The organism is Pseudomonas sp. B2021, from assembly GCF_018135665.1.
GTDB lineage: Bacteria > Pseudomonadota > Gammaproteobacteria > Pseudomonadales > Pseudomonadaceae > Aquipseudomonas > Aquipseudomonas lactis.
On the sequence record NZ_SMOF01000001.1, the window covers coordinates 566,736 to 589,152 of the forward strand.

19 protein-coding genes are annotated in these 22,417 nt (G+C 59.5%); 14 read left to right on the forward strand and 5 right to left on the reverse strand.

What is annotated here, in order from left to right:
* Positions 1–14 precede the first annotated feature (14 nt).
* Complete coding sequence (gene glnA, locus E1K68_RS02570; protein ID WP_003187811.1) at positions 15–1,421, reverse strand: type I glutamate--ammonia ligase; 1,407 nt, start codon at positions 1,419–1,421, stop codon at positions 15–17.
* A gap of 335 nt (positions 1,422–1,756) precedes the next feature.
* On the opposite strand from glnA, the gene thiI reads away from it, so the two are divergent.
* A complete protein-coding gene (thiI, locus tag E1K68_RS02575; RefSeq protein ID WP_034134693.1) occupies positions 1,757–3,211 on the forward strand; it encodes a tRNA uracil 4-sulfurtransferase ThiI in 1,455 nt (484 codons plus the stop codon).
* Positions 3,212–3,350: 139 nt separating this feature from the next.
* The gene (gene typA, locus E1K68_RS02580) at positions 3,351–5,171 is read left to right on the forward strand and encodes a translational GTPase TypA (RefSeq protein ID WP_003187814.1); all 1,821 of its coding nucleotides are present in this window, start codon (positions 3,351–3,353) and stop codon (positions 5,169–5,171) included.
* A gap of 197 nt (positions 5,172–5,368) precedes the next feature.
* On the opposite strand, the gene E1K68_RS02585 is transcribed toward typA, so the two are convergent.
* Positions 5,369–5,803, reverse strand: coding sequence for a YkgJ family cysteine cluster protein (locus E1K68_RS02585; protein WP_003187815.1), 435 nt, complete (start codon positions 5,801–5,803; stop codon positions 5,369–5,371).
* 237 nt (positions 5,804–6,040) lie between these two features.
* On the opposite strand from E1K68_RS02585, the gene E1K68_RS02590 reads away from it, so the two are divergent.
* Positions 6,041–8,491, forward strand: a complete 2,451-nt coding sequence (locus tag E1K68_RS02590) for a glycogen/starch/alpha-glucan phosphorylase (RefSeq protein WP_003187817.1) — start codon at positions 6,041–6,043, stop codon at positions 8,489–8,491.
* A gap of 233 nt (positions 8,492–8,724) precedes the next feature.
* On the forward strand, positions 8,725–9,735 hold the full coding sequence (locus E1K68_RS02595; protein WP_003187818.1) for a class 1 fructose-bisphosphatase: 1,011 nt from the start codon (positions 8,725–8,727) through the stop codon (positions 9,733–9,735).
* Positions 9,736–9,792: 57 nt separating this feature from the next.
* On the opposite strand, the gene E1K68_RS02600 is transcribed toward E1K68_RS02595, so the two are convergent.
* Both E1K68_RS02600 and E1K68_RS02605 read right to left on the reverse strand, forming a co-directional pair.
* On the reverse strand, positions 9,793–10,116 hold the full coding sequence (locus E1K68_RS02600; protein ID WP_003187821.1) for a type II toxin-antitoxin system RelE/ParE family toxin: 324 nt from the start codon (positions 10,114–10,116) through the stop codon (positions 9,793–9,795).
* The gene (locus E1K68_RS02605; protein WP_003171142.1) at positions 10,113–10,385 is read right to left on the reverse strand and encodes a type II toxin-antitoxin system Phd/YefM family antitoxin; all 273 of its coding nucleotides are present in this window, start codon (positions 10,383–10,385) and stop codon (positions 10,113–10,115) included. The genes E1K68_RS02600 and E1K68_RS02605 overlap by 4 nt, the downstream gene beginning before the upstream one ends.
* Before the next feature lie 220 nt (positions 10,386–10,605).
* On the opposite strand from E1K68_RS02605, the gene E1K68_RS02610 reads away from it, so the two are divergent.
* A complete protein-coding gene (locus tag E1K68_RS02610) occupies positions 10,606–10,860 on the forward strand; it encodes a hypothetical protein (protein WP_003187823.1) in 255 nt (84 codons plus the stop codon).
* 30 nt (positions 10,861–10,890) lie between these two features.
* Positions 10,891–11,460 carry a lipocalin family protein gene (locus tag E1K68_RS02615; protein ID WP_003187825.1) on the forward strand — a complete coding sequence of 190 codons (570 nt, stop codon included), beginning with the start codon at positions 10,891–10,893 and terminating at the stop codon, positions 11,458–11,460.
* Between the two features lie 126 nt (positions 11,461–11,586).
* Here E1K68_RS02615 and E1K68_RS02620 read toward each other — a convergent pair whose 3' ends face one another.
* Positions 11,587–12,951 (reverse strand): formimidoylglutamate deiminase, encoded by a 1,365-nt coding sequence (locus E1K68_RS02620; RefSeq protein ID WP_057709567.1) that lies wholly within the window; start codon positions 12,949–12,951, stop codon positions 11,587–11,589.
* Between the two features lie 78 nt (positions 12,952–13,029).
* Between E1K68_RS02620 and hutC the strand changes: the two genes are divergently transcribed.
* The 8 genes from hutC (at position 13,030) to hutH (ending at position 22,413) form a co-directional block, all read left to right on the forward strand.
* Entirely contained in the window at positions 13,030–13,809 is a 780-nt protein-coding gene (gene hutC, locus E1K68_RS02625) for a histidine utilization repressor (protein WP_153474487.1), read from the forward strand.
* Positions 13,806–14,366, forward strand: a complete 561-nt coding sequence (locus E1K68_RS02630) for a HutD family protein (protein ID WP_057709568.1) — start codon at positions 13,806–13,808, stop codon at positions 14,364–14,366. The genes hutC and E1K68_RS02630 overlap by 4 nt, the downstream gene beginning before the upstream one ends.
* A 342-nt stretch (positions 14,367–14,708) precedes the next feature.
* Positions 14,709–16,379, forward strand: a complete 1,671-nt coding sequence (gene hutU, locus E1K68_RS02635) for a urocanate hydratase (RefSeq protein ID WP_003187833.1) — start codon at positions 14,709–14,711, stop codon at positions 16,377–16,379.
* A gap of 148 nt (positions 16,380–16,527) precedes the next feature.
* Positions 16,528–17,973 (forward strand): cytosine permease, encoded by a 1,446-nt coding sequence (locus tag E1K68_RS02640; RefSeq protein WP_003187834.1) that lies wholly within the window; start codon positions 16,528–16,530, stop codon positions 17,971–17,973.
* Between the two features lie 69 nt (positions 17,974–18,042).
* The gene (locus tag E1K68_RS02645; RefSeq protein ID WP_120247900.1) at positions 18,043–19,008 is read left to right on the forward strand and encodes an ABC transporter substrate-binding protein; all 966 of its coding nucleotides are present in this window, start codon (positions 18,043–18,045) and stop codon (positions 19,006–19,008) included.
* Between the two features lie 71 nt (positions 19,009–19,079).
* A complete protein-coding gene (locus E1K68_RS02650) occupies positions 19,080–19,931 on the forward strand; it encodes a proline/glycine betaine ABC transporter permease (protein WP_003187838.1) in 852 nt (283 codons plus the stop codon).
* A complete protein-coding gene (locus E1K68_RS02655) occupies positions 19,928–20,752 on the forward strand; it encodes a glycine betaine/L-proline ABC transporter ATP-binding protein (RefSeq protein WP_003187840.1) in 825 nt (274 codons plus the stop codon). Before E1K68_RS02650 ends, E1K68_RS02655 begins: the two co-directional genes overlap by 4 nt.
* Before the next feature lie 152 nt (positions 20,753–20,904).
* Complete coding sequence (gene hutH / locus E1K68_RS02660) at positions 20,905–22,413, forward strand: histidine ammonia-lyase (RefSeq protein WP_003187842.1); 1,509 nt, start codon at positions 20,905–20,907, stop codon at positions 22,411–22,413.
* Positions 22,414–22,417 lie beyond the last annotated feature (4 nt).

Genomic DNA, 22,417 nt, shown 5'->3' on the forward strand with positions numbered 1-22,417 from the left:
GCAGCGCTACCGGATCAGCAGCTGTAGTACAGCTCGTATTCCAGTGGGTGTACGAAGGTACGTACTTTGATTTCTTCTTCGCTTTTCAGGGCGATGTAAGCGTCGATGAAGTCGTCGCTGAAAACGCCGCCTTTGGTCAGGAACGCACGGCCCTTGTCCAGCTCTTCCAGGGCTTCTTTCAGGCTGCCGCACACTTGTGGGATCTCTTTGGCCTCTTCAGGCGGCAGGTCGTACAAGTTTTTGTCGGCGGCGTCGCCAGGGTGGATCTTGTTCTGGATACCGTCCAGGCCGGCCATCATCAGGGCGGCGAAGGCCAGGTAAGGGTTGGCAGCCGGGTCTGGGAAGCGCGCTTCGATACGACGGCCTTTAGGGCTGTTGACGTAAGGAATACGGATCGAGGCGGAGCGGTTGCGTGCCGAGTAGGCCAGCATCACCGGCGCTTCAAAACCTGGGACCAGACGCTTGTAGGAGTTGGTCGACGGGTTGGTGAAGCCGTTCAGCGCTTTGCCGTGCTTGATGATGCCGCCGATGAAGTACAGGGCGGTATCGGACAGGCCGGCATAGCCTTCGCCAGCGAAGGTGTTCTTGCCGTCTTTGGAAATCGATACGTGAACGTGCATGCCCGAGCCGTTATCGCCGTACAGCGGCTTAGGCATGAAGGTAGCGGTGCGGCCATAGGCATCGGCAACGTTGTGCACGCAGTATTTCAGGGTTTGAACTTCGTCAGCCTTCTTCACCAGCGTGTTGAATTTCACGCCGATTTCGTTCTGGCCGGCAGTCGCCACTTCGTGGTGGTGAACTTCAACGGTCTGGCCCATTTCTTCCAGTGCGTTGCACATGGAGGTACGGATTTCGTGGTCGAAGTCGAACGGTGGTACTGGGAAGTAGCCGCCTTTCACGCCTGGACGGTGGCCTTTGTTACCGCCTTCCACGTCCTGGTCGGACATCCACGAGCCTTGCTCGGAGAAAATCTTGAACATGGAGCCGGAGATGTCGGATTTGAACTTCACCGAGTCGAAGATGAAGAACTCTGGCTCAGGGCCGAAGAATGCGGTGTCGCCGATACCGGTGGACTTCAGGTATTCCTCGGCACGGTGGGCGATGGCGCGTGGGTCGCGGTCATAGCCTTGCATGGTCGAAGGCTCGATGATGTCGCACACCAGGATCAGGGTTGGCTCTTCGGTGAACGGGTCGAGTACGGCGGTGCTGTCGTCTGGCAGCAGGATCATGTCGGAGGCTTCGATGCCTTTCCAGCCGGCGATGGAGGAACCGTCGAACATCTTGCCGACTTCGAAGAAGTCATCTTCCAGCGCATCGCGAGCCGGCATGGTCACGTGGTGCTGAGTGCCTTTTGTGTCCGTGAAGCGCAGATCAATCCATTTAACGTCATGATCTTTGATGAGTTGAACCGACTTCGACATGGTGTCCTCCGGGTGGCTTCGGGCTTGGGGTAGTGGAGTTAGCCCTTAGAATTTGGGTGATGCCGGCGCGGATACTCCGCCAAGGCAACCTGCCTCACAAGAGAGCAAATTGCATGCCAGTGCGCCAACATGGCCGTTTTGCCTCAAAATGGCCCCTATAACGGTGCAATCGGCAAAAACGGCATAAATCGCGCACTGCAATGTAGCGTTTATTTGGGTAAATGACCCGTTTTGGTGCATTGCATGTGCAATGCATATTAACTGGTTAAACCTTGAGCGATTTCCGCTATAATCCGCGCCCCCCTTTTTCAGCAGGCCCGGCGCGCGCTGTTTCCATGAAATTAATCGTTAAAGTCTTCCCCGAGATCACCATCAAAAGCCGACCGGTACGGACGCGTTTCATCCGTCAGTTGGCCAAGAACATCCGTGCCGTGCTCCGTGACCTGGACCCGGCTGTGGTGGTGAACGGCGTGTGGGACAACCTCGAGCTGGAAACCCGCATTACCGACGCCAAAGCCTTGAAGGACATGACCGAGCGCCTGAGCTGCATGCCGGGCATCGCGCATTTCCTGCAGGTGGATGAGTACCCGCTGGGCGACTTCGACGACATCACCGAAAAGTGCAAGCAGCACTACGGCAGTGCGCTTGAAGGCAAGATTTTTTCGGTGCGTTGCAAGCGTGCCGGCAAGCACCCGTTCAGCTCCATGGACGTCGAGAAATACGTTGGCAGCAAGCTGCGTCGTGAGTGCGGCGCCGCTGGAATTTCCCTCAAAGCGCCGCAAATTGAAGTGCGCATGGAAATTCGCGACCAACGGTTGTTTGTGATCCACAGCCAGCACAACAGCATCGGCGGCTACCCGCTGGGTGCCCTGGAACAGACCCTGGTATTGATGTCCGGCGGTTTCGATTCCACGGTGGCGGCCTACCAGATCATGCGCCGCGGCCTGATGAGCCATTTCTGCTTCTTTAACCTGGGCGGGCGTGCACATGAATTGGGCGTGATGGAAGTCGCGCACTTTATCTGGAAGAAATACGGCAGCTCCCAACGCGTGCTATTTGTAAGCGTACCGTTCGAGGAAGTGCTGGGCGAAATTCTCGGCAAAGTCGATAACAGTCATATGGGCGTAGTATTGAAGCGTATGATGTTGCGCGCTGCGTCCCGAATCGCCGATCAATTGCAGATCGACGCCCTGGTGACCGGCGAAGCGATTTCTCAGGTCTCCAGCCAGACGCTGCCGAACCTGTCGATCATTGACTGCGTGACCGAGAAGCTGGTGCTACGCCCGCTGATCGCCAGCCACAAGCAGGACATCATCGACCTGGCAGAGCAAATCGGCACCGCCGACTTTGCCAAGCATATGCCTGAGTACTGCGGGGTCATTTCGGTGAACCCCAAGACCCACGCCAAGCGTCACCGCGTGGAGCATGAAGAAAAAGAATTCGACATGGCGATTCTGGAGCGTGCGCTCGAGAACGCCAAGCTGGTGCCAATCGATCGAGTGATCGACGAATTGGGCCAGGATGTGCAGATCGAAGAAGTCAGCGAAGCCCTGGCCGGCCAGATCGTCATCGACATCCGTCACCCGGATGCCGCCGAAGATGAGCCGCTGGAAATCGCTGGCATCGACGTGCAAGCGCTGCCGTTCTACGCACTGAACGCGCGTTTCAAGGAACTGGATAACAGCCGTCAGTACCTGTTGTATTGCGACAAAGGCGTGATGAGTCGCCTGCATGCCCACCATTTGCTCAGTGAGGGGCATGCCAATGTGCGCGTTTATCGACCGAGCTAAGAGCCCGGGGCTGTTTGCCTGTGGCCTGCGTCACCGGCCCCCCGACTCTGCCGTCAAGCTGTAACGGCAAGGCCTGACTCTACTGTTAATCGCTGCCACGACCTGTCAGCACACCGAATCCTCTGATCGAGATACACAAGTGATCGAAAATCTACGTAACATCGCCATCATTGCTCACGTTGACCATGGTAAAACCACCCTGGTAGACAAACTCCTGCGTCAATCCGGCACCCTGGAGCGCAACGAGCTCAACGACGAGCGCGTGATGGACTCCAACGACCAGGAAAAAGAGCGCGGTATTACCATCCTGGCTAAAAACACCGCTATCAACTGGAACGGCTACCACATCAACATCGTGGATACCCCGGGCCACGCCGACTTCGGCGGCGAAGTAGAACGCGTAATGTCGATGGTTGACTCCGTTCTGCTGCTGGTTGACGCTCAAGACGGCCCTATGCCGCAAACCCGTTTCGTGACCAAGAAGGCTTTCGAAGCCGGCCTGCGTCCGATCGTGTGCATCAACAAGGTTGACCGTCCAGGCGCGCGTCCGGACTGGGTTCTGGACCAGATCTTCGACCTGTTCGACAACCTGGGTGCTACCGAAGAACAGCTGGACTTCCAAGTCATCTACGCCTCCGCCCTGAACGGTATTGCTGGTCTTGACCACACCGACATGGCTGAAGACATGACTCCGCTGTACCAGTCGATCGTCGACAACGTACCAGCACCGAAAGTCGACCGTGAAGGCCCGTTCCAGATGCAAATCTCGGCACTGGACTACAACAGCTTCCTGGGTGTTATCGGCGTTGGCCGTATCGCTCGTGGTAGCGTCAAGCCGAACACCCCGGTTGTCGCTATCGGCGCTGACGGCAAGAAGCGTAACGGTCGTATCCTGAAGCTGATGGGTCACCACGGTCTGCACCGTGTAGACGTTGAAGAAGCTTTCGCTGGCGACATCGTATGCGTGAGCGGTATGGACTCGCTGTTCATCTCCGACACCCTGTGCCAGCCGGACAACGTCGAGGCGATGAAGCCTCTGACCGTTGACGAGCCAACCGTTTCCATGACCTTCCAGGTAAACGACTCGCCTTTCTGCGGTAAAGAAGGCAAGTTCGTGACCTCCCGTAACATCAAGGAACGTCTGGACAAGGAGCTGCTGTACAACGTTGCTCTGCGCGTTGAAGAAGGCGACTCGGCTGACAAGTTCAAGGTTTCCGGCCGTGGTGAGCTGCACCTCTCGGTACTGATCGAAACCATGCGTCGCGAAGGCTTCGAAATGGGTGTTGGTCGTCCTGAAGTGATCATCCGTCAGGTTGACGGCGTGAAGCAGGAACCGTTCGAAAACGTCACCATCGACACCCCTGAAGAATCCCAGGGCAAGGTCATGGAAGAGATGGGCCTGCGTAAGGGCGACCTGACCAACATGGTGCCGGATGGCAAAGGCCGTGTACGTCTGGAATACAACATCCCTGCTCGTGGTCTGATCGGTTTCCGTAACCAGTTCCTGACCCTGACCAACGGTGCTGGCATCCTGACCTCGATCTTCGATCGCTACGACACCATGAAGTCCGGCGACATGTCCGGCCGTCAGAACGGTGTTCTGGTATCGGTAGAAACCGGCAAGGCGCTGACCTACTCCCTGGAAACTCTCCAGGCGCGTGGCAAGCTGTTCGTTGAACACGGTCAAGAGATCTACAACGGCCAGATCGTTGGTCTGAACAGCCGTGACAACGACATGGGCGTCAACCCAACCAAAGGCAAGAAGCTCGACAACATGCGTGCTTCGGGCAAAGACGAAACCATCGCTCTGGTTCCACCTGTTCGCTTCACCCTGGAACAGGCCCTGGAATTCATCCAGGACGACGAGCTGTGCGAAGTCACGCCTAAGTCGATCCGCCTGCGTAAGAAGATCCTGGACGAAGGCGAGCGTACCCGCGCTGCCAAGAAAGCCAAGAACTGAGTTAACTCAGGCTGAATGAAAAACGCCCCCGGTCGAAAGGCCGGGGGCGTTTTTTTATGCCTGCAGTCTGTGTGTTGTGATCGTTCCCACGCTCCGCGTGGGAACGCCGCGTGGGACGCTCCGCGTCCTGCTTTCAAGAGCGGACGCAGAGCGTCCACAGCTGCATTCCCACGCAGAGCGTGGGAACGATCAAAAACTTAGAACTTGTCGAGGGTCTTGAAGTTGGTCTCGCGCACCACTTCCTTGGGCTTGTACGCGCAATACCCTGGCCGCGGCCCGATTTTCGGGTGATTGCGGCAGGTATCCGGGCGCTTGTCATAAATAGTGCAAAAGCGCGTCTTACGATCCAGGTACAGGCAGTCGTTGTTGCTCATGCGCTGCAAGGTGAAAATTTCGGACTTGTTGTTGTAGCGCTCGACGATGCCTTCTTTCTGCAAACGCTTGGCGATGTTCTTCGGCGGATCGCCGCGCTCGAACTCATCGACGATGCCAATGCGGATCAGGTCCTTGATCTTCACCTCCACCGGCAGCGTGCAGCAGCTGGACACGCAGCCGCCGCACATATGGGCGGAGTATTTCTGCCAGGTCTCTAGACGGTCGAGTTCCGCGGCGGCGATCAGTTGAGGCTTCATCAAGGTTCCAAGGTGGGGCGTTATCCGGGCGCGCGATCATACCGGGATTGGTGGTTTTTTGAACAATATTTTGCAGGTTTCAGCTCAAAGGTTTGGCCAGGGCCTGATCGGGCACGACCCCTGCATCAAATTCAGCCACAGGCCAATGAGTTAAAAAACTGCCGAACCAGCACGTCTACCGTCTGTCAGACCGACTAGGCTCTAGCAACTCCTTCAATCTCGCCCGAGGTCGCACCGATGTCTCAGGAACCGCTTGCACGAGAAGCAGAGGTAGCCGCATTCCGCGATGCTGTCTTGACCAAACTCACCTACGCGGTGGGCAAGGACCCGGATCACGCCTTCGACCATGACTGGTTCGAAGCCATTGCCCTGGCCGCGCGCGACCAGATGGTCGACCACTGGATGGACCACACGCGGCGTATTTATCGCAAAGGCCAGAAGCGCGTTTATTACCTGTCCCTGGAATTTCTCATCGGCCGTCTGCTCTATGACAGCCTGAGCAACCTGGGTGTGCTGGAGATCGCGCGCGAAGCGCTGTCGGAACTGGGCGTCGACCTGGAGCGCATCCGCCTGCTGGAGCCCGACGCGGCGCTCGGCAATGGTGGCCTGGGCCGTCTGGCGGCGTGCTTTATGGAAAGCATGTCGACCCTCGGCATTGCTGGCCACGGCTATGGCATCCGTTATGAACACGGCTTGTTCCGCCAAGCGATTGTCGACGGTTGGCAGCAGGAACAGACCGAGCGCTGGCTGGATTTCGGTAACCCTTGGGAATTCGAACGCGCCGAGGTGATTTACCCGATTGGCTTTGGCGGCAGTGTCGAAACCGTGGCGGACGCCTCCGGCAAGATGATCCAGGTATGGTCGCCCAACGAAACCGTGCGCGCCGTGGCCTATGACACGCCGGTCGTCGGTTGGCGCGGCGCCAGCGTCAACACCCTGCGCCTTTGGCGTGCGCGCGCCGTAGAAGACCTGCACCTGGAGCGCTTCAACGCCGGTGACCATTTGGGCGCTGTCGCCGAAGTGGCCCGTGCCGAAAGCATCTCCCGCGTGCTTTACCCGGCCGACAGCACCGAAGCAGGGCAGGAACTGCGCCTGCGCCAGGAATATTTCTTCGTTTCCGCGTCCCTGCAGGACTTGTTGCGTCGCCACAAAAACATGCACGGTTCGGTACTGAGCCTGGGCGAGCACGCCGCCATCCAACTCAACGACACCCACCCGTCCATCGCCGTGGCCGAGTTGATGCGCCAGCTGGTCGACCTGCATGACATTCCCTGGGAAGCCGCGTGGGATGTCACCGTCGAGACCCTTTCGTATACCAACCACACCCTGCTGCCCGAAGCGCTGGAAACCTGGCCGGTAGGTTTGATGGAGCGCATGCTGCCGCGGCACATGCAGATCATCTACCTGATCAACGCCCAGCACATTGACTCGCTGCGTGCCAAAGGCATCCACGACTTTGATGTTTTGCGCGCTGTGTCGCTGATCGAAGAAGACAACGGCCGCCGCGTGCGCATGGGCAACCTGGCGTTCCTGGGTTCCCATAGCGTCAACGGCGTGTCCGGTTTGCATACCCAGCTAATGCGCAGCACGGTGTTCTCCGAACTGCACAAGCTCTACCCCGAACGCATCAACAACAAAACCAACGGCATTACCTTCCGCCGCTGGCTGTACCAGGCCAACCCCAAGCTGACCGATATGCTAGTGGAAGCCTTGGGCCCGGGCATTCTCGATCAGCCCGAACAGCGCCTGATCGAGTTGGAACCCTTTGCCGAGAAACCGGCCTTTCGCAAAGCATTTGCTGAGCAGCGCCTGCACAGCAAGCGCGCCCTGGCGCAGATCATCCATGAGCGCCTGGGCATCGCGATCAACCCGGCGGCGATGTTCGACGTGCAGGTCAAGCGTATTCACGAATACAAGCGCCAACTGCTCAACCTGCTGCACACCGTAGCGCTGTACCAGGCGATCCGTGCCGAGCCGGGCATCGACTGGGTGCCTCGGGTCAAGATCTTTGCCGGCAAGGCGGCGGCCAGCTACCACCAAGCCAAGCTGATCATCAAGCTGACCAACGACATCGCCCGCACGGTCAACAACGACCCGACCGTGCGCGGTCTGCTCAAGGTGGTGTTCCTGCCCAACTACAACGTCAGCCTGGCGGAAAGCATCATTCCGGCAGCGGATTTGTCGGAGCAGATTTCCACCGCCGGCTTCGAAGCTTCCGGCACCAGCAACATGAAGTTCGGCCTCAACGGTGCGCTGACCATCGGCACCATGGACGGCGCCAATGTGGAGATGCACGAGCGTGTCGGCGCCGAGCACATGTTTATCTTTGGCCTCAGTGCCCAGCAGGTGGAAGCTCGCAAACACGCCGGCGAGTTCAGCGCCGGGCCGGACATCGCCGCGTCCCATCGTTTGAACGACGTGCTGCAAGCCATCCGTGGCGGGGTGTTCTCGCCGGATGACCCGGGGCGTTATGTGGGCCTGATCGATGGGCTGGTCGACTACGACCGCTTCCTGGTGTGTGCCGACTTTGACGCCTACTGGGACGCCCAGGCACGGGTCGAGGCGCATTGGCACGACTCCAAGGCCTGGTGGCGCTCGGCGGTGCTCAACACGGCGCGCATGGGCTGGTTCAGCTCTGACCGGACCATCAGGGAGTACGCCACCGAGATCTGGAAAGCCCTCGACTGACCCCTGATGCCACTGTAGGAGCGAGCTTGCTCGCGAAGAACCTCAACGATAACGCTTGCTTCCTGAATGAGCGCGGCGCGTATGAGTTTTTCGCGAGCAAGCTCGCTCCTACAGAGGTGTCGTTGCTCCGTTGCGTGAACTCTATTGGCGTTAAATCCTCTGATTAGAGGAAATCAGCCCCGACTCGCGCTAAACTGCGCGGGTTTTTAGCCCCCCATTCTCCGGAGCCGTCCATGTCCCGCGTTACCTTGAGTCGCTATTTGATCGAGCAGACCCGCAGCAACAACACGCCTGCCGATCTGCGCTTCCTTATCGAAGTGGTGGCGCGTGCTTGCAAGGAAATCAGCCACGCCGTTTCCAAAGGCGCACTGGGCGGTGTCCTGGGCAGCATGGGCACTGAAAACGTGCAGGGCGAAGTGCAGAAGAAACTGGACGTGCTGTCCAATGAAATCCTGCTCGAAGCCAACGAATGGGGCGGTCACCTGGCCGGCATGGCGTCCGAAGAAATGGACAATGCCTACCAGATCCCAGGCAAATACCCGAAGGGCGCATACCTCTTGGTATTCGACCCACTGGACGGTTCGTCCAACATCGATATCAACGCACCGGTCGGCACCATCTTCTCGGTATTGCGTTGCCCGAACGAATACCTGAGCCAGAACGAAGCCCTGAACGAAAAGGCCTTCCTGCAGCCAGGCACTGAGCAGGTTGCTGCCGGCTACGCGATCTACGGCCCACAGACCATGCTGGTGCTGACTCTGGGCGATGGCGTCAAAGGCTTCACGCTGGACCGTGAAATGGGCAGCTTCGTACTCACCCACGAAGACATTTCGATTCCTGCTTCTACCCAGGAATTTGCCATCAACATGTCCAATCAGCGCCACTGGGAAGAACCGGTGAAGCGCTACGTCAACGAGCTGATGGAAGGCGAAGAAGGCCCGTTGAAGAAGAACTTCAACATGCGCTGGGTGGCCGCGATGGTTGCCGACGTACACCGCATCCTGACCCGTGGTGGCTTGTTCATGTACCCACGCGACAGCCGCGAGCCGTCCAAGCCGGGCAAGCTGCGTCTGATGTACGAAGCCAACCCGATGTCGTTCCTGGTTGAGCAGGCAGGCGGTGCGTCCACCGACGGCCACCAGCGCATCCTCGACATCCAGCCAGAAGGCCTGCACCAGCGTGTGGCGGTGTTCCTGGGTTCGAAGGAAGAAGTTGAGCGTGTAACGGCTTATCACAAGAAGTAAAATCTTGCGGTAACAAAAAAGCCCCGAAATGCGCTTAGCGCTTCGGGGCTTTTGTTTTTATTGAATAAGGTTTTTCAGCAGCAACGCCTGCAGGCTTTTCCGAGTGTCGGCGATGATGTGGACGTAAATGATCGGGTCTCGAATTTCGTAGATGATCCGATTCATGCCACAGACAACCTGTCGATATTGGCTGAGATTCAACTTCTCGATCTCTTGCGGTATCGAGCCAGCATAGGGTTGAGACTCAAGCAGCCGTATGGCCTGTTTCATCGCGTCGTAGGACTGCTGCCAAGTCGATGTCGAGAACTGCCGGATGAGGTATGACTTGATGTCTTTAAGGTCGCGTTTTGCCGAGTGAAGAATCACAACCTTGAATGTCATTGAGCGTCGTCCTTGTCCAGCTCGGCGAACACGTCCTCCATGTCTTGAAACTGCCCCAACTCAATCTGCCGGTTGCCCAAGGCCAATAGCTTTAACAAGGCCATGGTTTCTGCCTGTTCCTCAAAACTCTTCACATCCATCACCACCAGCTTCGCTTCGCCATTTTGGGTGATGACCAGGGGTTCGCGGCTTTCAGTGAGTGTTTTGACGATCTCGGCGGTATGACTTTTCAAGTAGCTGATCGGCTTTATCTGCGAAGAAAATTTCATGGTTTGGCCCTGGTTCGAGATGGGACTGATTTTAGTCTTAATTTGGTCTTTGGCAGACAGCAACTGATGAAAGGCCGTGATTTTCCATTCGAAAACACGGTTCCAGGGGGCAGTTCACATAAAAAATAAATAGCACCCCCCATCGGGAACCAGACACCCCTTTTCCCTTCTAAGCTTCTGGCAGATACCCCAGCTGCTTTGTCTCTCCAGGAGCTTTTCCATGTCTATACGCCGTCTCGCCCTGCTGGCTTTTTGCGTGCTCTTAGCCGCTTGCAGCAAGGTCACCCAAGAAAACTACCAAAAGCTCTCAGCCGGCATGGCCAAGGCCGAGGTGGAGTCGTTGCTGGGCAAGCCAACCGATTGTTCCGGCGCACTGGGCATGTCCAGCTGCACCTGGGGCGATAAAAACAGCTTTATCAGCGTGCAGTACGCCGGTGACAAAGTTCTGATGTTTTCCGGGCAAGGCCTGAAGTAAACCGGGGCGCGAGCCTGCGGGAGAAGAAGAATGATGCGTTTTGTTTTGTTCCTTTGCGCCAGCCTGTTTTTGGCGGGCTGTGCCAGCCATTCTGGCGATGATCTGCAACCCAAGACGGCGAGCAACGTCAACCTCAAGCGTTACCAGGGCACCTGGTATGAGTTGGCCCGGTTGCCGATGTACTTCCAGCGCAACTGTGCGCAATCCGAAGCCCGCTATACCTTGCTGCCTGATGGTGACATGTCGGTGTTCAACCGCTGCCTGACACCTGAATGGAAGTGGCAAGAGGCCAAAGGCACGGCGACGCCGCAGGTGCCAGGCAAGACCGACAAGCTGTGGGTGGAATTCAATAACTGGTTTACGTCACTGTTGCCGGGCGTTGCCAAGGGCGACTACTGGGTGCTGTATGTCAGCGATGACTACAAGACCGCCATCGTCGGCAGCCCGAGCCGTCGCTATATGTGGATCCTGTCGCGCACGCCAACGGTGAGTGCCGAAACCCGCGAAGACCTGCTGAGCAGGGCGCGACAGCAAGGGTACGACACCACGCGGCTGATCTGGCGTACATCGGACAAGCAGATGGCAAAGTCCTCTCAGTAATCCTGAGTACCCTCAATCCAATGTGGGAGCTGGCTTGCCTTCGATACAGGCACCTCGGTGCATCAGTTGCACCGGGTTGATGCTATCGCAGGCAAGCCAGCTCCCATAGTTGTTATGGATTGGCTGTTAGTTCAGCAAGTCCTTCAGGACCTGGGTGAATGCCCGGCGGCTGTCTTCTTCGCCAGCATGACGTCCATCTCGCACCACCCACTTGCCATTGACCAGTACATCGCGCACTTGCCGATCCCCACCGGCAAATAGCCAGCGGTTGAGAATCCCATCCTCACTGGCCGTCGCCAAGTACGGATCGCTACCGTCCAGCACAATCCAATCCGCACGCTTGCCCACTTGCAGTTGACCAATCGGCTGGCCCAGCGCTTGAGCACCACCGTCCAGCGCAGCATCGAACAGCGTGCGACCCACCATCGGTTGATCACTGCGGTACAGCCGATTACGCCGCTGATCACGCAGGCGCTGGCCGTATTCCAGCCAACGCAATTCTTCCACCACGCTCAGTGATACATGGCTGTCGGAGCCGATGCCCATGCGGCCGCCCTGGGCGAGGAAGTCTACCGCCGGAAAAATCCCATCGCCCAGGTTGGCTTCGGTGGTCAGGCACAAACCGGCAATCGCTCGGCTGTTGGCCATGCGGGTGACTTCATCGGCATCGGCATGGGTGGCATGCACCAGGCACCAGCGCTCATCCACCTCGACATTGTCATACAGCCACTGCAACGGGCGCTTGCCGCTCCAGGCCAGGCAGTCGTCGACTTCCTTTTGCTGTTCAGCGATGTGGATATGCACCGGGCAGGCCTTGTCACTGGCGGCCAGCACGGTATGGATTTGTTCGGGGGTGACGGCGCGCAGGGAATGGAAGCACAGGCCCAGTTGCTGCGCTGGTTGTGCCGCCAGAATGGGCTGCAAGCGGGCTTGCAGGTCCAGGTAGTTTTCAGTGCTGTTGATAAATCGTCGCTGGCCTTCATTCGGCGCTTGGCCACCAAAGCCTGCGTGGGTGTAGAGCACCGGCAGCAAGGTCAGGCCGATCCCGCTGCTGGCGGCAGCGTGGCTGATCTGGCGGGACAGCTCCGTACGGTCGGCGTAGGGCTGGCCGCTGAGATCGTGATGCACATAATGAAACTCGGCCACCGAGGTGTAGCCGGCCTTGAGCATTTCGATATACAGCTGACGGGCGATGACCTGTAACTGCTCGGGGTTGATCTTGCCGACCATGCGGTACATCAAATCGCGCCAGGTCCAGAAACTGTCATTGGGGTTGCCGGCCACTTCGGCCAAGCCTGCCATGGCGCGCTGGAAGGCATGGGAGTGCAGGTTCGGCATGCCCGCCAACACCGGGCCCCTGAGCCGTTCGGCGCCTTCTGCACTGGCATTGGGCTCAACCTTTGTCAGCAGGCCATCGGCGCTGACTTCAAGACGTACATCGTTGGCCCATCCATTAGGCAGCAGTGCGCGTTCGGCAAAGAAAGCGGACATGATCAAGGCACCCCGGTCGTGTGTTTATTTGTATATACATATACAGACGTTTGCCTGCTCGGTAAACTCCGGCAATCTATGCATCTTTTTCCCCCGCAAGGATTCCCTGTGCCGACTCCGCCCGCCAACTCTTCGCTGGCTGCCCACATGGACGAAAGTCCGGCGCCCTTGTATGCCCGCGTCAAACAGATGATCAGCCAGCAGATCCTCAACGGCAACTGGCCGCCCCATTACCGCGTGCCGTCGGAAAGCGAGTTGGTCAGCCAGTTGGGCTTCAGCCGCATGACCATCAACCGTGCCCTGCGCGAGCTGACCGCCGAAGGTTTGCTGGTGCGCATGCAAGGCGTCGGTACGTTCGTGGCTGAGCCCAAAAGCCAGTCGGCCCTGTTTGAAGTGCACAACATCGCCGATGAAATCGCCTCCCGCGGGCATCGGCACACTTGCCAAGTGATCACCCTGGGCGAAGAGGCCGCCGGTTCCGAGCGCGCCGTTGCCTTGGAAATGCGTGAAGGCGGGCGCGTGTTCCACTCGTTGATCGTGCATTACGAGAACGACATTCCTGTGCAAATAGAAGACCGATTCGTCAACGCCCTGGTCGCGCCGCAATACCTGCAACAGGACTTCACCCAGCAAACCCCTTATGCCTATTTGAACCAGGTGGCGCCGTTGACTGAGGGCGAGCATGTGGTTGAGGCGATCCTCGCCGATGCCGCCGAGTGCAAGTTGTTGCAGATCGAGCCGAGCGAGCCGTGCCTGTTGATTCGCCGACGCACCTGGTCGGGTCGCCAGCCGGTGACTGCGGCGCGGTTGATCCACCCCGGTTCCCGTCACAGCCTCGAAGGACGTTTCAGCAAATGAGTACTGTGAAAGTCTGGCGCGCCGCCGACTACGTGCGCATGCCGTGGAAGAACGGCGGTGGTAGCACGGAAGAAATCGCCCGCGATGCGGGCACCGGCCTGGATGGATTTGGCTGGCGTTTGTCGATTGCCGACATTGCCGAATCGGGTGGGTTTTCCACCTTCGCCGGTTACCAGCGCGTGATCACCGTGATCAAAGGCGCCGGCATGGTGCTGACCGTGGACGGTGAGGAACAACGTGGGTTGTTACCGCTACAGCCGTTCGCGTTCAAGGGCGAAAGCCAGGTGTCATGCCGCTTGATCACGGGGCCGATTCGCGACTTCAACCTGATCTACTCGCCACAGCGTTACCATGCACGCTTGCAGTGGGTGGATGGCGTGCAGCAGTTTTTCAGCACCGCGCAGACGGTGCTGGTGTTCAGCGTGGCGGATGAAGTGAAGGTGCTGGGCGAGAAGCTCGGCCACCATGATTGCCTGCAGGTGGACGGTAACACGGGCCTGCTGGATATCGGCGTCACTGGCCGCTGCTGCATCATCGAACTGACCGCACGCGGTTAAAAACTGTGGGAGCAGGCAAGCCAGCTCCCACATTTGTTTTTTTGCATTGTTCACAAAATCTGTTTCCACTCCGCGCACCAATTTGTTACCGAACGCCCCAGCGTGACGCAAAGCCACGCTGTCGTGACAAATCCTCTTTGCTGTAAAACGCCTCCGTAAGAAATTTCATCAAGCCTCCAAGCCTTGATTATCAAGGCTTGCGCGCGCCTTGGAAAAAAATCTGCAAGGCTCATTTCAAAAGTTGGCCGCTCGATTGCATATGCTTGTACATACAAGTAAAGATGTGTGCGTAAGACCTCGCACCATCAGTGTCCGCGCATCGATCGCCGAGGAGTCCTAGCTGTGACCAAGCCTACAAAATACCGTGACGTCGAAATCCGCGCCGCCCGCGGTAACAAGCTCACCGCCAAAAGCTGGCTGACCGAAGCGCCGCTGCGCATGCTGATGAACAACCTCGACCCGCAAGTGGCCGAGAACCCCAAGGAACTGGTGGTGTACGGCGGTATCGGCCGTGCGGCGCGCAACTGGGAGTGCTACGACCAGATCGTCGAGAGCCTCACTAACTTGAACGACGACGAAACCCTGCTGGTGCAATCCGGTAAGCCGGTCGGCGTGTTCAAGACCCACAGCAACGCCCCGCGCGTGCTGATTGCCAACTCCAACCTGGTGCCGCACTGGGCCAGTTGGGAGCATTTCAACGAACTGGATGCCAAGGGCCTGGCCATGTACGGCCAGATGACCGCCGGCAGCTGGATCTACATCGGCAGCCAAGGCATTGTCCAAGGCACCTACGAAACCTTCGTCGAAGCCGGCCGCCAGCACTACAACAGCGACCTGACCGGCCGTTGGGTACTCACCGCCGGCCTCGGCGGCATGGGCGGCGCGCAGCCTTTGGCCGCGACCCTGGCCGGCGCCTGCTCGCTGAACATCGAGTGCCAGCAAGTCAGCATCGACTTCCGCCTGAACAGCCGCTACGTCGACGAGCAGGCTACCGACCTCGACGACGCCCTGGCGCGCATCGCCAAATACACCAAGGAAGGCAAAGCCATCTCCATCGCGTTGCTGGGCAACGCCGCAGAGATCCTGCCGGAACTGGTCAAGCGTGGCGTGCGCCCGGACATGGTCACCGACCAGACCAGCGCCCACGACCCACTCAACGGTTACCTGCCGGCCGGCTGGACCTGGGACGAATACCGCGCTCGCGCCAAGACCGAGCCGGCCGCCGTGATCAAGGCCGCCAAGCAGTCGATGGCCGTACACGTCAAAGCCATGCTCGAATTCCAGAAGCAAGGCATCCCGACCTTCGACTACGGCAACAATATCCGCCAGATGGCTCAGGAAGAAGGCGTGGAAAACGCGTTCGACTTCCCAGGTTTCGTACCGGCCTACATCCGCCCACTGTTCTGCCGTGGCATCGGCCCGTTCCGTTGGGCGGCGCTGTCCGGCGACCCGCAAGACATCTACAAGACCGACGCCAAAGTCAAAGAACTGATCCCGGACGACGCCCACCTGCACAACTGGCTGGACATGGCTCGCGAGCGCATCAGCTTCCAGGGCCTGCCGGCACGTATCTGCTGGGTCGGCCTGGGCCAGCGTGCCAAGTTGGGCCTGGCGTTCAACGAAATGGTGCGCAGCGGCGCGCTGTCCGCGCCGGTCGTGATCGGCCGTGACCACCTGGACTCCGGCTCGGTCGCCAGCCCCAACCGCGAAACCGAAGCCATGCAGGACGGCTCCGACGCTGTGTCCGATTGGCCACTGCTCAACGCCTTGCTCAACACCGCGAGCGGCGCCACCTGGGTCTCGCTGCACCACGGTGGTGGCGTGGGCATGGGCTTCTCCCAGCACTCGGGGATGGTGATTGTCTGCGACGGTACTGACGAAGCGGCCGAGCGGATTGCCCGCGTGCTGCACAACGACCCGGCGACCGGGGTGATGCGCCATGCCGATGCGGGTTACCAGATCGCTATCGACTGCGCCAAGGAGCAGGGCCTGAACCTGCCGATGATCAAGTAACGGCCGGCGCAGTACTTGTGGGAGCTGGCTTGCCTGCGATGCAGACGACGCGGTCTGGAAGTACGACCGAGGTGATGCTATCGCAGGCAAGCCAGCTCCCACAGAAGAGCAAGATGCGTACAAAACAATCCATCAGAGGTTGAACAACATGGCTGCAAACGACACCACCCCGTTGATCGAGAAACGTTCGATCGACTACATCCCGGAAGCGGAAAGACATGGTCGTCTATTCAGTCAATTCACCCTGTGGATGGGTGCCAACCTGCAGATCACTGCGATTGTCACCGGGGCGTTGGCCGTGGTGCTGGGTGGTGATGTGTTCTGGTCGTTGATCGGCCTGCTCATCGGTCAACTGATCGGCGGTGGCGTCATGGCGCTGCATGCGGCGCAAGGGCCCAAGCTTGGCCTGCCGCAGATGATTTCCAGTCGGGTGCAGTTCGGCGTTTACGGCGCGGCCATTCCGATTGTGCTGGTGTGTTTGATGTACCTGGGCTTCACCGCCACCGGTACCGTGCTGTCGGGCCAGGCGCTGGGCCAGTTGTTCGGGGTCAGCGACAGCGTCGGCATCCTGATCTTCGCCAGTGTCATCGTGCTGGTCACGGTGCTGGGTTACAGGGTGATCCACTTCATCGGCCGGGTCGCCAGCCTGATTGGCGTGGTTGCCTTTGTGTACCTGTTCAGCCGCTTGATGAGCCAGACCGACGTTGGCGCGCTCCTGCAGATCCGCCACTTCAGCTGGAGCAGCTTCCTGCTGGCCGTGTCACTCGCGGCCTCCTGGCAGATCGCCTTCGGGCCGTACGTGGCGGACTACTCGCGTTACCTGCCGAGCCACACGTCATCGGTGAAGACCTTCCTCGCGGCTGGCGCAGGTTCGGTCATCGGTGCCCAAGTGGCGATGGTCCTCGGCGTGTTTGCCGCGGCCATGTCCAACGGGCAGTTTGCCGGCCACGAGGTGGCGTACATCGTTGGCTTGAGCGGCACGGGGGCTACCGCTGCGTTGCTGTACTTCAGCATCGCGTTCGGCAAGGTCACCATCTCGACGCTCAACTCCTACGGCAGCTTCATGTGCATCGCCACCATCATCAGCGGCTTTCGTGGGCGTCTGGAGGTCACGCGTCTGCAGCGTCTGGTGTTTGTGCTGATGATCGTCGGCACGGCCACGCTGATCGCGTTGCTTGGCCAGCATTCGTTCCTCGGTGCATTCAAGTCGTTCATCCTGTTCCTGCTGGCGTTCTTTACGCCCTGGAGCGCGATCAACCTGGTGGATTACTACTGCATCACCCGCGAGCGTTATGACGTGCCGGCGCTGGCCGACCCGAACGGTCGCTACGGCCGTTGGAACCTGCTGGGCATCAGCGTCTACGTATTCGGCGTGCTGGTGCAGTTGCCGTTCATCTCCACCAAGTTCTACACCGGCCCCCTGGTGGCAGCGCTGGGGGATGTGGATATCTCCTGGATCATCGGCCTGGTACTGCCGGCGGCCCTGTATTACGTGTGTGCGAAAAAATGGCACGGCACGGTACCCGATCACCTGATCCTGCCAAAAGAGCAGGGCGCTTTACCCATAACAAACGAGCTGGCTGCACAAGCCTGATGGGACGTGGACAGGGCAGGACGCCTACTGACTGCCGTAATCCATTTCATGATTGGGAGCGTCACAACAATGACTATGAATAAGACCTTGCTGGCTACTCTGTTCGCAGCTGGCGTGCTGGCAAGTGCCGGCGCCCAGGCAGCCGGTTGGTGCGAGTCGGGTAAACCGGTGAAATTCGCGGGCCTGAATTGGGAAAGCGGCATGTTGCTCACCGACATCCTGCAAACCGTGTTGGAAAAAGGCTACGACTGCAAAACCGACAGCTTGCCAGGCAATTCCATCACCATGGAAAACGCCCTGGGCAGCAACGACATCCAAGTGTTCGCCGAGGAGTGGGTAGGTCGCAGCGAGGTCTGGAACAAAGCCGAGAAGGCCGGCAAAGTCGTCGGCGTCGGTGCTCCGGTGGTCGGCGCGGTAGAAGGCTGGTACGTGCCGCGCTATGTGATCGAAGGCGACGCCAAGCGCAAACTCGAACCCAAGGCCCCGGACCTGAAAAGCATTGCCGACCTGGCCAAATACGCCTCGGTGTTCAAGGACCAGGAAGAACCGTCCAAGGGCCGTTTCTACAACTGCCCGGCCGGCTGGACCTGCGAGCTGGACAACAGCGAAATGCTCAAGAGCTACGGCCTGGAAAGCACCTACACCAACTTCCGCCCGGGCACCGGCCCGGCGCTGGATGCGGCGGTGCTGTCGAGCTACAAGCGCGGCGAACCGATTCTGTTCTACTACTGGTCACCGACGCCGCTGATGGGCCAGGTCGATCTGGTCAAGCTGGAAGAAAAGCCCGGCGTGGATAAAAGCGTGAGCATCAAGGTCGGCCTCTCCAAAACTTTCCACGAGCAAGCCCCGGAACTGGTGGCCGTGCTGGAAAAGGTCAACCTGCCCATCGACCTGCTGAACCAGAACCTGGGCCGCATGGCCAAAGAACGAATCGAATCGCCGAAACTGGCGAAAATTTTCCTCAAGGAACATCCTGAAGTCTGGCACGCCTGGGTGAGCGAAGACGCAGCCAAGAAAATCGACGCGGCCTTGTAGGTCAAGGGTGCACGGCTACCCTCAAGGGTGGCCGGGCGGCTGGCCACAACCCACTGGATCGAGAGCACGATATGTTTCCTGAGAGTTTTACCTTTTCCATCGCCGACTGGGTCAACGGTTGGGTGGACGCACTGGTCACCAACTACGGCGATGTGTTCCGGCACATCTCCGACACGCTGCTGTGGGCCATCGTCAACCTGGAAGGCCTGCTGCGCGCGGCGCCCTGGTGGCTGATGTTGGCCATCGTCGGCGGTATTGCCTGGCACGCCACCCGCAAGGTGGTGACCACCGCAGTGATTGTCGGCTTGCTGTTCCTGGTGGGCGCGGTTGGCCTGTGGGACAAGCTGATGCAAACCCTGGCATTGATGATGGTGGCCACGGTGATCTCGGTGTTGATCGGCATCCCCTTGGGCATCCTGTCGGCGCGCAGTAACCGCCTGCGTTCGGTGCTGATGCCGTTGCTGGACATCATGCAAACCATGCCCAGCTTCGTGTACCTGATCCCGGTGCTGATGCTGTTCGGCCTGGGCAAGGTCCCGGCGATTTTCGCCACGGTGATCTACGCCGCGCCGCCGCTGATTCGCCTCACAGACCTGGGTATTCGCCAGGTCGATGGCGAAGTCATGGAAGCCATCAACGCCTTCGGCGCCAACCGCTGGCAGCAACTGTTCGGCGTGCAATTGCCGCTGGCGCTGCCAAGCATCATGGCCGGTATCAACCAGACCACCATGATGGCGCTGTCGATGGTGGTGATCGCCTCGATGATCGGTGCCCGTGGCTTGGGTGAAGACGTGCTCGTCGGCATCCAGACCCTCAACGTCGGCCGCGGCCTTGAAGCCGGGCTGGCGATCGTGATTCTCGCAGTGGTCATCGACCGCATTACCCAGGCTTATGGCCGCCCACGGCATGAGGCGAGCAAATGACGACTGTCAGCAAAATCGAAGTCAAAAACGTCTTCAAGATTTTCGGCGCACGCGCCCAGGATGCGCTGGCCATGGTAGGCCAGGGCAAGACCAAGGACCAGGTACTGGCCGAGACCGGTTGCGTGGTCGGTGTGAATGACCTGTCCCTGAGCATCGGCACCGGTGAGATCTTCGTGATCATGGGCTTGTCGGGTTCGGGCAAATCCACCCTGGTGCGCCACTTCAACCGGCTGATCGACCCCACCAGCGGCGCGATCCTGGTGGACGGCGAAGACATCCTGCAACTGGACATGGAAGCCCTGCGTCAATTCCGTCGGCACAAGATCAGCATGGTGTTTCAGAGCTTCGGCCTGCTGCCGCACAAGAGCGTGCTCGACAACGTTGCCTACGGCCTCAAAGTACGTGGCGAAACCAAGCAGGTCTGCGCCGAACGTGCGTTGCACTGGATCGAAACCGTGGGCCTCAAAGGCTACGAAAACAAATACCCCCACCAGCTGTCCGGCGGCATGCGCCAGCGCGTGGGCTTGGCTCGCGCCTTGGCGGCCGACACCGACATCATCCTGATGGACGAAGCCTTCAGCGCCCTCGACCCGTTGATCCGCGCCGAGATGCAAGACCAGTTGCTGGAGCTGCAAAAGACCCTGCACAAGACCATCGTGTTCATCACCCACGACCTCGACGAGGCCGTGCGCATCGGCAACCGCATTGCGATTCTCAAGGACGGCAAGCTGATCCAGGTCGGCACCCCGCGAGAGATTCTGCACTCGCCGGCGGATGAGTATGTGGACCGCTTTGTTCAGCGCCGGGCGGCGGTGGTCTGATCCGGGCTGTGTTGATCGTTCCCACGCTCCGCGTGGGAACGCATTTCGTGACGCTCCGCGTCACTTGGGGGGACGCAGAGCGTCCCAGGCGGCGTACCCACGCAGAGCGTGGGAACGATCAATGCTGCCTAAGAATTGAAGAAGGTATAAAGATGTCCCAGGCAACCAAAATCATCATCGCCGACACCCCCATGCGCTGGCAGGACGTCACCGCCGTCGCCCGCCACGGCGCGGTGCTCGAACTGTCGGGCCACGCCTGGGCGCGCATCGACAATGCCCAAGCCATCGTGCAGCGCATCGTCACCAGCGGCGAGCGCGCCTATGGCGTGAACACCGGCCTGGGCGCGCTGTGCAACGTCTCGCTCAAGACCGAGCAACTGAGCCAACTGTCGCGCAACACATTGCTGAGCCACGCCTGCGGCGTCGGCCCGGTGCTCAGCGATGAGCAGACCCGCGCGATCATTTGCGCGGCGATCATCAACTACAGCCACGGCAAGTCCGGCCTGCATCCGCAGGTGGTGCACGCACTGCTGGCGCTGCTCAACCATGGCATCACCCCGCAAGTGCCGTCCCAAGGCTCGGTGGGGTACCTGACCCACATGGCCCATATCGGCGTGGCCCTGCTGGGCGTCGGCAATGTGAGCTACCGAGGCCAGATCGTCACGGCGCAACACGCCTTGCAGGCTGAAGGTTTGCAGCCGGTGGTACTCGGCGCCAAGGACGGCCTGTGCCTGGTCAATGGCACGCCGTGCATGACCGGCCTGAGCTGCCTGGCCCTGGCTGATGCGCATCACTTGCTGCAATGGGCCGACGTGATCGGTGCCATGAGCTTCGAAGCCCAGCGCGGCCAGATCGACGCCTTCGATGAAGCCATCATCGCCCTCAAGCCACACCCAGGTATGCAGCAAGTGGGTATCAACCTGCGTGCCCTGCTCGACGGCAGTGAGGTGATCGCCAGCAGCAAAGGTATTCGCACCCAGGACGCCTTGAGCATTCGCTCGATCCCGCAGATTCACGGCGCGGCCCGCGACCAGGTGGAACACGCCACGCGCCAGATCGAAACCGAACTCAACAGCGCCACCGACAACCCGCTGGTGCTGGGCACGCCGGATAATTACCGTGTGGTGTCCCAGGCCAACCCCCACGGGCAGTCCGTTGCGATGGCGGCCGACATACTCGCCATCGCCATGGCCGAGATCGGCTCGGTGGCCGAGCGCCGACTGGACCGTCTGGTCAACCCGCATGTCAGCGGCCTGCCAGCCTTTCTGGTGAGCAACCCGGGCGTCAATTCCGGAATGATGATCGTGCAATACGTCGCCGCGTCCTTGTGCGGGCAGAACCGCCAGTTGGCGCAACCTGCCGTGCTCGACAACTTCGTCACCTCGGGCCTGCAGGAAGACCACTTGAGCATGGGCACCAACGCTGCGCTCAAGCTGCACCAGGTGCTGGCCAACGTCACCCAGATTCTTGCCATCGAGTACCTGCTGGCGGCCCAGGCTTTCGAGTTTCTCAAGGGCCAGCGCTTCGGCGCCGGTACCGACCGCGCCTGGCGGCTGCTGCGCGAAGAGGTCCCTGCCTATGAACAGGACCGTTGGCTGGCGCCGGATATTGCCGCCGCTGCCCAGCTGCTTAAAAACACTGCATTACCGAATTTGCACTGAACAC

Bases quoted from the DNA above. Each gene is read 5' to 3' on its own strand.
- glnA (WP_003187811.1), bottom strand. From the start codon at position 1,421: ATGTCGAAGTCGGTTCAACTCATCAAAGATCATGACGTTAAATGGATT.
- thiI (WP_034134693.1), top strand. From the start codon at position 1,757: ATGAAATTAATCGTTAAAGTCTTCCCCGAGATCACCATCAAAAGCCGA.
- E1K68_RS02585 (WP_003187815.1), bottom strand. From the start codon at position 5,803: ATGAAGCCTCAACTGATCGCCGCCGCGGAACTCGACCGTCTAGAGACC.
- E1K68_RS02590 (WP_003187817.1), top strand. From the start codon at position 6,041: ATGTCTCAGGAACCGCTTGCACGAGAAGCAGAGGTAGCCGCATTCCGC.
- E1K68_RS02595 (WP_003187818.1), top strand. From the start codon at position 8,725: ATGTCCCGCGTTACCTTGAGTCGCTATTTGATCGAGCAGACCCGCAGC.
- E1K68_RS02600 (WP_003187821.1), bottom strand. From the start codon at position 10,116: ATGACATTCAAGGTTGTGATTCTTCACTCGGCAAAACGCGACCTTAAA.
- E1K68_RS02605 (WP_003171142.1), bottom strand. From the start codon at position 10,385: ATGAAATTTTCTTCGCAGATAAAGCCGATCAGCTACTTGAAAAGTCAT.
- E1K68_RS02610 (WP_003187823.1), top strand. From the start codon at position 10,606: ATGTCTATACGCCGTCTCGCCCTGCTGGCTTTTTGCGTGCTCTTAGCC.
- E1K68_RS02615 (WP_003187825.1), top strand. From the start codon at position 10,891: ATGATGCGTTTTGTTTTGTTCCTTTGCGCCAGCCTGTTTTTGGCGGGC.
- E1K68_RS02620 (WP_057709567.1), bottom strand. From the start codon at position 12,951: ATGTCCGCTTTCTTTGCCGAACGCGCACTGCTGCCTAATGGATGGGCC.
- hutC (WP_153474487.1), top strand. From the start codon at position 13,030: ATGCATCTTTTTCCCCCGCAAGGATTCCCTGTGCCGACTCCGCCCGCC.
- E1K68_RS02630 (WP_057709568.1), top strand. From the start codon at position 13,806: ATGAGTACTGTGAAAGTCTGGCGCGCCGCCGACTACGTGCGCATGCCG.
- E1K68_RS02640 (WP_003187834.1), top strand. From the start codon at position 16,528: ATGGCTGCAAACGACACCACCCCGTTGATCGAGAAACGTTCGATCGAC.
- E1K68_RS02645 (WP_120247900.1), top strand. From the start codon at position 18,043: ATGACTATGAATAAGACCTTGCTGGCTACTCTGTTCGCAGCTGGCGTG.
- E1K68_RS02650 (WP_003187838.1), top strand. From the start codon at position 19,080: ATGTTTCCTGAGAGTTTTACCTTTTCCATCGCCGACTGGGTCAACGGT.
- E1K68_RS02655 (WP_003187840.1), top strand. From the start codon at position 19,928: ATGACGACTGTCAGCAAAATCGAAGTCAAAAACGTCTTCAAGATTTTC.
- hutH (WP_003187842.1), top strand. From the start codon at position 20,905: ATGTCCCAGGCAACCAAAATCATCATCGCCGACACCCCCATGCGCTGG.